This window comes from Streptomyces sp. 3-6, from assembly GCF_056323165.1.
On sequence record NZ_JBWHZP010000019.1, the window covers coordinates 40,191 to 53,443 of the forward strand.

The 13,253-nt window shown below is 76.3% G+C and carries 12 protein-coding genes; 9 read left to right on the forward strand and 3 right to left on the reverse strand.

Annotated features, from left to right (window positions below; all coding sequences use genetic code 11):
• Positions 1 to 17: 17 nt before the first annotated feature.
• Together AC02VZ_RS22090 and AC02VZ_RS22095 are read right to left on the reverse strand one after the other, a co-directional pair.
• Entirely contained in the window at positions 18 to 803 is a 786-nt protein-coding gene (locus AC02VZ_RS22090) for an SDR family NAD(P)-dependent oxidoreductase (RefSeq protein WP_432058245.1), read from the reverse strand.
• A gap of 281 nt (positions 804 to 1,084) precedes the next feature.
• A complete protein-coding gene (locus AC02VZ_RS22095; protein ID WP_432058246.1) occupies positions 1,085 to 1,423 on the reverse strand; it encodes a YnfA family protein in 339 nt (112 codons plus the stop codon).
• A 239-nt stretch (positions 1,424 to 1,662) separates the two neighbouring features.
• On the opposite strand from AC02VZ_RS22095, the gene AC02VZ_RS22100 reads away from it, so the two are divergent.
• From AC02VZ_RS22100 to AC02VZ_RS22140, 9 genes are all read left to right on the forward strand, one after another.
• Complete coding sequence (locus AC02VZ_RS22100; RefSeq protein ID WP_432058247.1) at positions 1,663 to 2,232, forward strand: hypothetical protein; 570 nt, start codon at positions 1,663 to 1,665, stop codon at positions 2,230 to 2,232.
• A gap of 20 nt (positions 2,233 to 2,252) precedes the next feature.
• Complete coding sequence (locus AC02VZ_RS22105; RefSeq protein ID WP_432058248.1) at positions 2,253 to 2,729, forward strand: MarR family winged helix-turn-helix transcriptional regulator; 477 nt, start codon at positions 2,253 to 2,255, stop codon at positions 2,727 to 2,729.
• A 555-nt stretch (positions 2,730 to 3,284) separates the two neighbouring features.
• Positions 3,285 to 4,376, forward strand: coding sequence for an LLM class flavin-dependent oxidoreductase (locus AC02VZ_RS22110; RefSeq protein WP_432058249.1), 1,092 nt, complete (start codon positions 3,285 to 3,287; stop codon positions 4,374 to 4,376).
• Complete coding sequence (locus AC02VZ_RS22115; RefSeq protein ID WP_432058250.1) at positions 4,373 to 5,125, forward strand: CE1759 family FMN reductase; 753 nt, start codon at positions 4,373 to 4,375, stop codon at positions 5,123 to 5,125. The genes AC02VZ_RS22110 and AC02VZ_RS22115 overlap by 4 nt, the downstream gene beginning before the upstream one ends.
• Positions 5,126 to 5,201: 76 nt before the next feature.
• Positions 5,202 to 5,948 carry a response regulator transcription factor gene (locus AC02VZ_RS22120; protein WP_432058251.1) on the forward strand — a complete coding sequence of 249 codons (747 nt, stop codon included), beginning with the start codon at positions 5,202 to 5,204 and terminating at the stop codon, positions 5,946 to 5,948.
• A 457-nt stretch (positions 5,949 to 6,405) separates the two neighbouring features.
• Positions 6,406 to 7,986, forward strand: a complete 1,581-nt coding sequence (locus tag AC02VZ_RS22125) for a HAMP domain-containing sensor histidine kinase (protein ID WP_476476224.1) — start codon at positions 6,406 to 6,408, stop codon at positions 7,984 to 7,986.
• Positions 7,987 to 8,392: 406 nt separating this feature from the next.
• A complete protein-coding gene (locus AC02VZ_RS22130; protein WP_476476209.1) occupies positions 8,393 to 9,658 on the forward strand; it encodes an ArgE/DapE family deacylase in 1,266 nt (421 codons plus the stop codon).
• A 168-nt stretch (positions 9,659 to 9,826) separates the two neighbouring features.
• Entirely contained in the window at positions 9,827 to 10,534 is a 708-nt protein-coding gene (locus AC02VZ_RS22135; protein ID WP_432058253.1) for an AAA family ATPase, read from the forward strand.
• A gap of 366 nt (positions 10,535 to 10,900) precedes the next feature.
• A complete protein-coding gene (locus tag AC02VZ_RS22140; protein WP_432058254.1) occupies positions 10,901 to 11,356 on the forward strand; it encodes an SRPBCC family protein in 456 nt (151 codons plus the stop codon).
• 28 nt (positions 11,357 to 11,384) lie between these two features.
• Here AC02VZ_RS22140 and AC02VZ_RS22145 read toward each other — a convergent pair whose 3' ends face one another.
• Positions 11,385 to 13,190, reverse strand: coding sequence for a serine/threonine-protein kinase (locus AC02VZ_RS22145; RefSeq protein WP_476476210.1), 1,806 nt, complete (start codon positions 13,188 to 13,190; stop codon positions 11,385 to 11,387).
• Positions 13,191 to 13,253 lie beyond the last annotated feature (63 nt).

A 13,253-nucleotide genomic window follows, 5' to 3' on the forward strand; every position in this document is an offset into this window, starting at 1 on the left:
GTGCCGGAGGAGCCGGGTCAGGGGCGCTCGCGGTGGACCTTGGTGTTGGACGCCTGGGCGCGGGGGCGGACCACCAGCAGGTCGATGTTGACGTGGCTGGGCCGGGTCACCGCCCAGGTGATGGTGTCGGCCACGTCGGCGGCGGTCAGGGGCTCGGCGACGCCCTCGTAGACCTTGGCCGCCTTCTCCGGGTCCCCGCCGAAGCGGGTGAGCGCGAACTCGTCGGTCTTCACCATGCCGGGCGCGATCTCGACGACGCGCACCGGGCGGCCGACGATCTCCAGGCGCAGCGTCTCGGCGAGGACGTGCTCGGCGTGCTTGGCCGCCACGTAGCCCGCGCCGCCCTCGTAGGTGGCGAAGCCCGCCGTGGACGACACGATCACGACGGTGCCGTCGCCGCTCGCCTCCAGCTTGGGCAGCAGCGCCTGGGTGAGGTGGAGGGTGCCGATGACGTTGGTCTCGTACATCCGGCGCCAGTCGTCCGGGTCGCCGGTCGCCACCGGGTCGGCGCCCAGCGCGCCGCCGGCGTTGTTGACCAGCACGCCGACCGTGCGGAAGGCGGTCGCGAACTCGTCGACCGCGGCCCGGTCGGTGACGTCCAGCGGATACGCCGTCGCCGAGTGGCCGGCCGCCGTCAGCTCCTCGGCGAGCGCCTCGATGCGGTCCTTGCGGCGTGCCGTGAGGACGACGCGGTACCCGGCCTCGGCCAGTCCGCGCGCCGTGGCGGCCCCGATGCCGCTGCTCGCTCCGGTGACGACGGCGATCCGGGACGCGGCGGGCGGTACGGCGGCGGGGCTGGGCATGGGCGCTCCTCGGGTCGGGACGGGCCGGGCCGGACGACGGGCCCGGCGCGGCCGGGCCCGCCCCCGGTGCCGGGGGCGCCACCGGCCGGTGCGGGTGGTCGGCGCCCAGCGTAGACGGGGTCCGTGGGCGGGGGCGGGGCGGCGGCGGTGGCCGGCAGGGGCCGACTCGGGCGGGCGCGGTTGCGCGCCGTCGCGTGCGGCTGCCCGCGCGGCACCGCGGGGGAGCGCGGGAGCGGGCGGCCGGGCTCCGTCGGCCCCCTGCGGTCGCTCTCCCTGGTGACTCACCCGCCGTTGCGGGGCGCCCACATGATGACGGCCATCCCGGCGAGGCAGATCAGGGCACCGGTGATGTCGTACCGGTCCGGGCGGTAGCCGTCCGCGAGCGCGCCCCAGAGGATCGACCCGGCGACGAAGATCCCGCCGTAGGCGGCGAGGACGCGCCCGAAGTGGGCGTCGGGCTGGAAGGTGGCGACGAAGCCGTAGGCGCCGAGCGCGAGGACGCCGCCGGTGGCCCACATCCACCCGCGCTGTTCCCGTACGCCCTGCCAGACCAGCCAGGCGCCGCCGATCTCCAGGACGGCGGCGAGGACGAACAGGGCGGCGGAGCGGAGGATCAGCATGCGGGCAGCTTCGCATGCGGCACGGCGGGGCCTGACGGGTGCCCGGCGCGCCGTTCCGGAGCCCGTCCGAAGCCCGTCCGGCGGGCGGGGCGTGTCACCTGTTGGACGGCGCCTGCGCGGAGCCGCGCGGGGGATACATCCACACGATCACGGTGAGTGCGTGAGTGCGTGAGTCTGTCAGTTCGTGAGTTCGTGGGTTCGGTGAGTCGGTGCGTTGTGGAGCGGGAGCGGGTGGCGGCATGGGGTGTCCGGTCGGGCGTGAGCAGGGCGTACGGGAGCGCGGCGGTGCGGGGCGGTGCAGGGCGCGGGTGCGGGCCGGGGCGCCGGGGGCGGGGCGCCGGGCGGCGCGCGTCCTCGGGGCGGGGGCGGCGGTCCTCGCGCTGACCGCCGGGACGGCCGCCGGGGCGACGGCGCTGGACCGCGCCGAGGCGGACCTGGCGTACCACGGTGTCGCGACGCTGACCGCGGGGGAGACCGACGTGCGGCTGGTGCCGGTGAACCACGGGCCGTCGGCGGTCGCCGACGCGACGGTGCGGCTCCGGTGGTCGCAGCCGCTCGCCGACGAGCAGCCGGGGCTGCCGCCGGGCTGCGCCCGTTCGGGCGGGCGGGCGGTGCTGTGCCGCACGGGCGCGCTGGCCGTGGACGGTGCGGGGGAGCGGATCGAGGTGCGGGTGCGGCTGGAGGGGGCGCCGTCGGAGGTGTTCGTCGAGGTGGACACGGTGTGGAGCGGCGGCGCGCTCGACCGCAACCGGCTGAACGACCGGCAACGGGTCCTGGTGCTGGACACCGGGGACGAGTACCACTTCTGAGCGGGACGGACGGGCGGGGCATGTCGGGGCGAGCCGCGCGGGAGCGGCTGCTGGCGGAGCTGGCCGTGGTGTCCCGGCGCCACATGGCCGCCTACGTGCTGCTCAACCAGGCCGTCGCCGACCGGCTCGGGCTGCACCCCACCGACCTGCAGTGCCTGAACCTGCTGACCCTGGAGGGCCGTCCGGTGACGACCGGCCGGATCGCCGGGCTGACAGGGCTGTCGACGGGCGCGGCGACCCGGCTGGTGGACCGGCTGGAGCGGGCCGGGTACGTGGTGCGCGAGGGCGACCCCGCCGACCGGCGGCGCGTGCTGGTGTCGGCGGTACCGGAGCGGGCCGACGCGTTCCGCCGGGCGTGGGACGGCGTCGGCGGGAACTGGGTCGCCCTCTTCGACGACCTCGACGACGACCGGCTCGCCGGCTTCGTGGAGCTGCTGGGACGCGCGAGTGACTTCGCCGCGACGCGGGCCGCCCGGCTGCGGTCGGGGGAGGGGTAGGGGGGCGGTAGGGGGAGGAGCAGGCGCCGATCGGCTGCGGTTCGGGGGCGGGCAGGCGCTGCGGCTGAGGTCGGGGGCGTGGGGCTGATGGGCGCCGCCGCCCGGCCGCGGTCGTGGGCGTGGGGAGGGGAGGCCGCCGCCCGGCTGCGTCGGGGCAGGTGGGGGCCGGGGCTCGGTGGGGGCAGGGCCGGGGGCCCGGTGGGGAGACACGGCGTCGACGGGGGAGGAACCCCGGCCGGTGGGTGGGGTACCCGGGTGGGGCCACGGCCCGCACGGAGGCGCAACCGGTACGGGGCCGCCGCCGAGGCCGGACACATCGCCGCCGAGGGGCACGGACACGTCGTCGCACGAGGGACGCGGACAGATCGCCCCACCAGGCCGTACAAGGACGCGGGCCGCCCGGTCGCCCGCCCGGCCCGCGCAACCCGGCCGCGCCCCGGCGAAGGCGGCCGGGTCCGCACCGTAGGCGCGCTTCCGGGAGCGCGGGAATAGGACGTGCGGGCGTACCGTTCCCGAGATATAGTTGAACTGTAAACAACTTGGAGGGTGAGCAGGATGCAGTTCGGGATCTTCAGCGTCGGGGACGTGACCCCCGACCCCACGACGGGACGCACGCCGACCGAGCGCGAGCGGATCAAGGCCATGGTCGCCATCGCGCTGAAGGCGGAGGAGGTGGGCCTGGACGTCTTCGCGACGGGCGAGCACCACAACCCGCCGTTCGTGCCGTCGTCCCCCACGACCATGCTGGGCTACATAGCCGCCCGCACCGAGCGGCTCATCCTCTCCACGTCGACCACGCTGATCACCACGAACGACCCGGTGAAGATCGCCGAGGACTTCGCGATGCTCCAGCACCTGGCCGACGGCCGGATGGACCTGATGATGGGCCGCGGCAACACCGGCCCGGTCTACCCGTGGTTCGGCCAGGACATCCGTCAGGGCATCAACCTCGCCATCGAGAACTACGCCCTCCTGCACCGCCTGTGGCGCGAGGACGTGGTCACCTGGGAGGGCAAGTTCCGCACGCCGCTGCAGGGCTTCACCTCCACGCCCCGTCCGCTGGACGACGTCCCGCCGTTCGTCTGGCACGGCTCGATCCGCTCGCCGGAGATCGCCGAGCAGGCCGCGTACTACGGCGACGGCTTCTTCCACAACAACATCTTCTGGCCGGCCGACCACACCAAGCGGATGGTCGAGCTGTACCGGACCCGGTTCGCGCACTACGGGCACGGCACCCCCGAGCAGGCGATCGTCGGCCTCGGCGGCCAGGTGTTCATGCGGAAGAACTCGCAGGACGCGGTGCGCGAGTTCCGCCCCTACTTCGACGTCGCACCCGTCTACGGCCACGGCCCGTCGCTGGAGGAGTTCACCGCGCGGACGCCGCTGACCGTGGGGTCGCCGCAGCAGGTGATCGAGAAGACGCTGTCCTTCCGCGACTACGCCGGTGACTACCAGCGTCAGCTCTTCCTGATGGACCACGCCGGACTGCCGCTCAAGACGGTGCTGGAGCAGCTCGACCTGCTGGGTGAGGAGGTCGTGCCGGTGCTCCGCGAGGAGTTCGCCAAGAACCGCCCGGCCGACGCCCCCGAGGCGCCGACCCACGCGTCGCTGCTCGCCCGCAGGAACAAGGAGGTGACCCCCGCATGAAGCTCGTCGTCGTCTCGGCGGGACTGAGCGTGCCGTCGTCCACGCGGCTCCTCGGCGACCGCCTGGCCGCCGCCGCGCGCGCCGCGGCCCCCGCCGGGCCGGACGCGGCGGAGGTGCGGGTGATCGAACTGCGCGACCTCGCCGTGGAGATCGCGCACACCTTCACCAACGGCTTCGCCGGCCGGTCCCTGTCCGAGGCGTACGAGGCGGTGACGGCGGCCGACGGGCTGATCGTCGTGACGCCGGTGTTCTCGGCCTCGTACAGCGGCCTGTTCAAGTCGTTCTTCGACGGGCTGAGCGTCTCCGAACCCGACGCGCTCGCGGGAAAGCCGGTGCTCGTCGCGGCGACCGGCGGCACCGCCCGCCACTCGCTGGTGCTCGACCACGCCCTGCGCCCGCTGTTCTCCTACCTGAAGGCCGTCGTCGTCCCCACCGGCGTCTACGCGGCCTCGGAGGACTGGGGCGCCGGGGGACTGGACGAGCGCGTCGGGCGCGCGGCCCGGGAACTGGTGGCGCTGGCCGCCCCCGCGTCGGCCGCCGTACCGGGAGCGCCGGACACCGCGTCCGACGCCACCCCGGACGCCGCCCCGCACAACGGCTCGGGCCCCGCGTCCGGCACCGTCGGGGGCGGCCCCGCCTCCGACGGACTGACCGGGGTCTCCGGCGGCCGGGCGATGCCCGCGCGGGACACGTTCGACGAGGTCGTGCCCTTCGAGGAGCGGCTCGCCGCGCTGCGTCCCACCGGGTGAGGAACCCCCTGACCACCCGGCCCCGGATCCCTCCACCGGGGCCGGGTCAGGCGTGAGCCGTTGCACACTGGACCTCGTGCCGCACACCGTCCTGCTCGCCGAAGACGACCGCGCGATCCGCCACGCCCTGGAACGGGCGCTGACCCTGGAGGGCTACCGGGTCACCGCGGTCGCCGACGGCGTCGAGGCCCTCGCCCAGGCCCACCGCAGCCGGCCCGACGTCCTCGTGCTGGACGTGATGATGCCCGGCATCGACGGCCTCCAGGTCTGCCGGGCCCTGCGCGCCGAGGGCGACCGCACCCCGGTGCTCATGCTGACCGCCCTGGTGGAGACCGCCGACCGCATCGCCGGACTGGACGCGGGCGCCGACGACTACGTCGTCAAGCCGTTCGACGTCGACGAGGTCTTCGCCCGCCTCCGCGCCCTGCTGCGCCGGGCCGCCGCCCCCGCCTCCGCCCCGGGTGAGGTGTCGGCCGGGGTGCCGGAGCCCGCCCGCGAGCCCTCGCCGGGACCGGCGGCGGGGCGGTTCGTCGAGGCGGCCGGGGTGCGCGTGGACCCGCGGGCCCGCCGGGCCTGGCGCGGCGGACGGGAACTGGAACTCACCCGCACCGAGTTCGAACTGCTGGAACTGCTGGTCCGCAACGCGGGCACCGTGCTGGACCACTCCACGATCTACGACCGCATCTGGGGCTACGACTTCGGCCCCGGCTCCAAGAACCTCGCCGTCTACGTCGGCTACCTGCGCCGCAAACTGGACGAGCCGGACGGCCCGCGGCTGATCCACACCGTGCGCGGTGTCGGGTACGTGCTGCGGGAGGACTGAGGCCCCGGTGACGGAGCGGGACGACAGCCGGGCGGACACGGGGGCGGGGGCAGGCGCTGGGGCCGGGCCTTCCTGTGCGGGGACAGGGGCCTCCTGTACGGGGGCGGGGGCCTCCTGTACGGGGGCGGGGGCCTCCTGTACGGGGGCGGGGGCCTCCTGTACGGGGGCAGGGGTGGGGACGGCGGCAGGGGCGGGAGGAGGCCGGGCGGTTCCGGTGGCCGGTGCGGAGAGCGGTGCCGTGGCCGGTGACGGGACCTGCGCCGAGACCGGTTCGGCGGCCGGTGGCGTGGCCGGTGCCCCCGGCGCGTCCGCGGCCGGGGCGGTGGCCCGTCCGCCGTCCGGTCCCGCGAGCCGGCCGGAGGCCCCCCGGCCGCGCCTCCGGCCCGGCCCCCGCTCCCGCCCTTCCCGCCTCCGGCCCGGCCTCCGCTCCCGTCCCTCCCGTCCCAGGCGGCGCGCGCTGCGACCGCGGCTGCTGTCGCTGGGGACCACCTTCGCCGTCGCGTTCGCCGCCGTGACCGCCTCCGTCACCCTGCTGATCGGCTTCCTCTCCTACACCGCCGCCGCCCGGCTGGTCCGCGTGGACCAGCAGTCGGTGTTCCACGAGGTGGTGCAGGACCTGCGCAACGAGGTGCGCGCCAACCACATGACCCCGGTGGACTTCTCCTCCACCGCCCCCGGCCACGACCTCGTCCGCCCCGCCCGCACCGACGTCCAGGTCCTCGGACCGGACGGTGACGTCTTCGACCCGGGCGATCCCGGCCTGCCGGTCGGGGCCGCCGACCGCCGGGTCGCCGGGTCCGACGCCGCCGGGGACGCCGTCGAGCACGCCGACGTGCGGGTCGGCGACGACCTCTACCGGGTCGCGACCGTCTCCCTGGGCGGAGGCCGGGGCGCCGTGCAGGTCGCCCAGGAGTCAAGCGACACCGAGGACCTGCTGCGCACCCTCCAGCGCCGCACCCTGGTGCTGATGGCGGCGGTGGTGCTCGGCGCCGGACTGTTCGGCTGGTGGCTGGCCCGGCGCATCACCCGGCGGCTCGTCGTCCTCACCCGCGCCGCCGAGGACGTGACCCGCACCCGTCGGCTCGGCATCCAGGTGCCCGTCACCGGCCACGACGAGGTCGGCCGCCTCGGCCGTGCCTTCGACCGGATGCTCGGGAGGCTCGCCCAGTCCGAGGAGGACCAGCGGCGGCTCGTCCAGGACGCCGGCCACGAACTGCGCACCCCACTGACCTCCCTGCGCACCAACATCAGCCTGCTGCGCCGCGTCGACGAACTCCCGCCCGGCACCCGGGAGGAACTCGTCGCCGACCTCGCCCAGGAGGCCCTCGAACTGACCGACCTGGTGAACGAACTCGTCGAGCTGGCGGCGGGACAGTCCGACGCCGAGCCGCCCCGGCGGGTCGACCTCGCCGAGGTGGCGGAGGAGGTGGCGGCTCTGGCCCGGCGGCGCACCGGCCGACGGATCGTGGTCCGCGCGAGCGGCCGCACCGTCACCGAGGGGCGGCCCGCGATGCTCACCCGGGCGCTGTCCAACCTGGTGGAGAACGCCGTCAAGTTCGACCGGGACGGCCGTGCGCCCGTGGAGATCGAGGTCACCGGCCCGGACGGGGCGCGCGGTCCGGAAAGGCCGGACGGACCGGATGGACCGGACGGACCGGGCGAACCGGGCGGCTTGTTCGGGCCGGACAGCCCGTTCGCCCCGTTCGGCCCGTTCGGCCCGTTCGGCCCGGATGGCGAGTTCGGCCCGGGCGGTCCGTTCGTGCTGGACGGTCAGGGCGGCCGGGGCGGGCCGGGTCCCGTGCGGGTCGAGGTGCGCGACCGGGGGCCGGGCATCGCCGACGGTGACCTGCTCCACGTCTTCGACCGCTTCTACCGCGCGGCCGACGCCCGGTCCCTGCCCGGCTCGGGCCTCGGCCTGTCCATCGTCCGGGAGGTGGCCCTGTCCCACGGCGGCGCCCCCTACGCGGTCCGGCGGCGGGGCGGCGGGACGGTGACCGGGTTCACCGTGGGCGGGGTGCGACCGCACGGCGAGGAGTGAGCGGGGCGGTCCCCGCGGGCGGGGCCGGCCGAGGCGGGTCCGGCCGACGCCGGTCCGGCCGACGCCGGTCCGGGGAGGACCGTCGCGCGGCCCGGAGGGAGCCGCGCCGGGCCGGTACGCCCCCATGACGGCCGCCCCGGCCCGGTGAGGCCCCCGTATCCGGCCGCTCCGGCGCCCCCGTACCCGGCCGCCCCGGCGTGCCCCGGGGTGGGCTCCGGCGCCCCGGACGCGTCCCGGCGCCCGGTGGCCGTCCTTCCGCGCGCCGGTGACCCGGGGTGCTCCTCGGCCGGGCCCGCGCCTCCGGTGCGGCGGGCTGTGAAGTACGCCACCGCGTACCCGCGGTCACTCGCGAGCATGTATGCGTCCGGGGGCCGTGTGCGCCGCCCCCGGAGGGGAGGGACGGCACGTGCTGACCGACGAGGAGGCCGCCGTGCTGGCGGCGATCGACGAAGCGGCCCTGGGGCGGACCCTGATGGAGCTGATCTCGGTGCCCAGCGTGACGGGCAGCGCCGCCGAGTCGCAGCTCCAGCACCAGCTGGCCGGGCGGCTGGAGTGGCTGGGGATGGAGGTGGACCTGTGGTCCATGGACCTGCCCGCGCTCCGCGCCGACCCGGACTTCCCGGGCACCGAGGCGCCCCGCGAGGAGGCGTGGGGCCTGGTCGGCACCACACCCGACGGCGGGGACGGGCCCACCCTGATCCTCCAGGGCCACGTCGACGTGGTCCCGCCGGGCGACCCGGCCGCCTGGCAGGGCGACCCGTTCGTGCCCCGGGTGACGGGGGACCTCGTGCACGGGCGGGGCGCCTGCGACATGAAGGCCGGACTGGCCGCCCACCTCGCCGCCCTGGCCGCGATACGGACGACCGGCACCCGGCTGCGCGGCCGGGTCGCGGCGCACTTCGTCGTCGGCGAGGAGGACGGCGGTCTCGGCACGTTCGGCACCCTGCGCCGCGGGCACCGCGGTGACGCCTGCGTCATCGCCGAACCCACCGCGGGCACCCTGATCACCGCCAACGCGGGCGCCCTCACCTTCCGGCTGGCCGTCCCCGGCAGGGCCGCGCACGGCAGCTCCCGCGAGCAGGGCGTCAGCGCCGTCGACGCCTATCTGCCGCTGCACCGGGCGCTGGCCGCACTGGAGACGGAGCGGAACCGGGACCCCTCCCCGCTGCTGGCCGAGTACCCGATCCCGTACGCGGTGTCCGTGGGGACCCTCCGGGCCGGGGACTGGGCGAGCAGCGTGCCGGATCTGCTGGTCGCCGAGGGCCGGCTCGGGGTGCGGATCGACGAGGACCCGGCGGACGCCCGCGCCGACCTGGAGCGCCGCGTGGCCGAGGCATGTGCCGCGGACCCCTGGCTGCGCGAGCATCCGGCGACGGTCACCTGGCCGGGCGGGCAGTTCGCCGGCGGCCGGCTGCCCGAGGGCCACGCGCTCGCGGACACCGTCGCGGACGCGCACGCCGACGCGACGGGCGGCCCCCGCCCGCGCCGGCGCGGCGCCGCCTACGGCAGTGACCTGCGGCTCTACGCCGGCGCGGGCATCCCGACGCTCCAGTACGGACCGGGGGACATCGCGGTCGCGCACAGCGAGCGCGAGCACGTGTCCCTGCGGGAGACGGTCCGGGTGGCGCGCACCCTGGCGCTCACGGTGCTGCGGACGGTGGGGACGAAGTAGCGGGCGGGCAGCCTCCGGGGTGCGGGTGCGGGTGCGGGTGCGGGTGCGGGGTGCGGGGTGCGGGGTGCGGGGTGCGGGGTGCGCGCGGGGCGTGGGGTGCGGGTCGGAGGCCGGGGGGCGGTCGTGCCGTTCCGGGCCCGGTGCGGGCGGCCGTGGGAAACTCGACGAGTGATCATCGAACGCGCGTACGTGTCCGGCGGTGGCCAGGACGGCGCGGAGTGGCCCTGGTCGGTGCCCTGCGTACGCGAACTGCTGCGCGACGGGCTCCGGTTCACCGCGCCGGTGACGTTCGTCGTCGGAGAGAACGGCTCCGGGAAGTCCACGTTGGTCGAGGCCCTGGCGGAGGGCTTCGGCCTGGGCCCGTGGGGCGGCTCCCACGAGTGGCGCTACGCGAGCCACCGCACGAAGTCCGCGCTCGGTGAGCGCATCCGCTTCGACGCGGCGCCCCGGGGCCGTCGCATGCTCGCCTCCTGGTCGGCCCGCCAGGGCTTCTTCCTGCGCGCCGAGACCGCCCTGGACGCCCTCGGCCGCGAGGGGCTCGACCCCGAGGCACGCAGCCACGGCGAGGGCTTCCTCGCCGCGTTCCGCGACAAGTTCCTGCGCCCGGGCCTCTACGTCCTGGACGAGCCGGAGGCTGCCCTCTCCTTCTCCTCGTGTCTCGAACTGCTGGGCCACTTCTACCAGTTGGCGCGCCAGGGCGCGCAGATCATCTGCGCGACCCACTCGCCCCTGCTGACCGCGCTGCCGGGCGCCGACATCGTCGAGGTCGGCGACCACGGCACGCGCCGCACCGCCTGGGAGGACCTCGCCCTCGTCGACCACTGGCGGCGCTACCTCGCCGATCCCCGCGCCTACCTGCGGCACGTACTGGACTGACACCGTCCGGCCCGGCGCGAGCGGCCCCGCCGGCTCCCCGGCTCGACCGGCCCGGCCCTGACTGGTCCCGGCCGGCGCGGCGGGCACGAACCGGCACGCCCCGCACGTCCGGCGCGATCCGGCCCGCCCGGCACGGGCAGCACGGGCGGCCGGCTCGACCGCACGGCCGGCTCGAGCGCACGGCCGGCGCCGGTCCGTACCGACTGCGTGCGCCTCCCGGGCCCGCATCCTCGCGCTGTCCCCGTCGGCCCCGCGATGTCCGGGGCGGGCGATGAGTTCCGGTCCCGGCGGCGGTCCACCCTGCGACAGGAACCACGCACCCCACCGTCGTGGACGACACCCCGACGGCCGCCCGAGGAGACACCCATGAGCACCGAGCAGACCCCCCGCACCGGCCCCTTCTCCTACGCCCTGACCCGCACGCTGGACGCCCCCGCGGAGACCGTCTGGCGGGCCTGGACCACCCCCGACACGTACGCGCGGTGGGCCTACGCCGTGCCGGGGAGCGTCGAGATGGACGTCCGGCCGGGCGGGGCCTGGAAGGCCACCGTGGCCACCCCGGACGGTGACCGAGTCCCGTTGACCGGCTCCTACCAGGAGGTCGAACCGCACCGCGTGCTGGTCCTCGCGATGGACCGGCCCGGAAACGCCGAACCCAGTTCCATGGCCATGGAGCTGGACGCCCGGGACGACCACCGCACCACCCTCGTCCTGCGTCAGACCTGCGACACGGCCGAGGAGCGGGACATGGCCGAACAGGGCAGCACCCTGCTCCTCGACAGCCTGACCGCCTACCTGGAGCAGGGCCCGGCCGGGGCCTGAACCGGCCGACCGCCGGCCGGAAGCGCGGTCAGCCGCCCGGCCCCGGGTCGGGGCGCTTCCACGCGGTGACGTACCCCTTGTACGTGGGCAGGCCGTCGGGGCCGTCGCCCGGGACGATCTCGGTGATCTCCGCCTCGGCCACGTTGTCGTTGCTGGTGATGGAGCACAGGACGGTGCCGACCTTCACCTGCCGGCCCAGGCGCAGTTCCGCCGCGGGCAGCGGGTGCGACAGCACGGCCGTCTGCTGCTCCTCCGTGCACACGGTCGTCCGCTTCCCGACGACCACGAGCATGCTGCCGAGCCAGCCGTCGGAGTTGTAGACGAGTTCGGCCGGTCCCGGGAGCGCCCCGCGTTCCATGGTGGTGGAGCGGGGGACGTCGAAGTCCAGGTGGTTGGCCCGGTCGTCGTCCGGCGGCGGCGCGAAGGTGAACGGTTTGTGCGCGAACAGCAGGGTGTAGCCCGCGGGCGCGGACGGCACCGGACGTTCGCCACCGCCGTCGCCGCCTTGCCCGTCTCCGCCGCCTTCACCGTCGGCGTCCTTCCCGTCGCCGGTCTGTCCGGGGGCGTCCGTGGGGCCGGTGCCCGCGGTCCGGTCGGGGTCCGCCTCGGTGCCGGTGCCCGCCCGGTCGTCCCGTGCGTGTCCGTCGTCCGCCCGCCAGGCCAGCGTCCCGGCGACGGTCACCGCCGCCACGGCGAGGGCCGCGACCGCGACGGTCAGCACCTTGGCACGCCGGCCGGAGCCGGCCGCGGGGTCGGACCGGAGCGTCGTGCCCATCGACGGGGGCGGCCCGAAGCCGCCGGCCGGCACGAGGCCCGGCACGGGGGCGGGCGGGTGTGCCGGTCCCCCTGCGGCGACCGCTGCCGCCGACGGGGTGGCGGGCGGCGGGGGGAGGGGCGGGGTCGCCGGTGCCGCCGACGGGGGCCGCGGGCGTCGGACGAGGACGGCTGCCGCCTCCTCCGCGGAGGACACCGCCGCGGCCACGGGCGCGGGCAGCCAGTCGCCGAAGTCGGTCAGCGGCCGGCCGGCCAGCTCCTCGCAGAGCGACGCCAGTTCGTCCGCCCCCGGGCGCCTGCCGGGGTCCGCCGCCAGGGCGGCCCGCAGGACCTGCCGCAGCGGCTCGGGGTAGCCGTCGAGCTCCGGCGGACCGGTGTCGGTGGCGGCGATCAGCGCGGCGACCCCGAGGCCGGTGCCGTCCCCGTAGGGGTGGCGGCCGGTTCCGGTGACGGCGGCCAGCAGACCCAGCGAGAAGACGTCACTGGCCGGGCCGGGCTCCTCGCCCCGGGCGTGCTCGGGCGACATGAAGCGGGGCGTGCCCACGATGCCACCGGTCACCGTCAGGTTGGTGGTGTCGTCGGAGCGGGCGATCCCGAAGTCGATCAGCCACGGCCCGTCGCTGCCGATCAGGGCGTTGCTGGGCTTGACGTCCCGGTGCACGTACCCGGCGGCGTGCACGGCGTGCAGCGCCCGCGCGAGACACCCGGTGACCTGGAGGGCGGCCGGGACGGGCAGCGGGCCGAACCGGTCGAGCAGGCAGTCCAGGGGCAGTCCCGGCTGGTAGGCGGAGGCGATCCAGGGCTGCTCGGCGTCGGTGTCGAAGTCCAGCACCGGGACCAGGTGGTACCCGGCCACCTTCCGGGCTGCCTGCGCCTCCCGGGCGAAACGGCGGCGGTACTGCGGGTCCCGGGCGTACTCCCGGCGGATCACCTTCAGCGCGAGCGGGCGGTTCCCCCGCGTGCGCGACAGGTAGACGGTGCCCATGCCGCCCTCGCCGATACGGGCTTCGAGCGGGTAGCCGCTGATGTCCCGGGGGTCGTCCGGCCCGAGTGGTTCCAAGGCGCCTCCGTCACCGACCGGCAGCATCCGCCGTCCCCCTCTCCGTGTGCCGAGCCCTCCGCG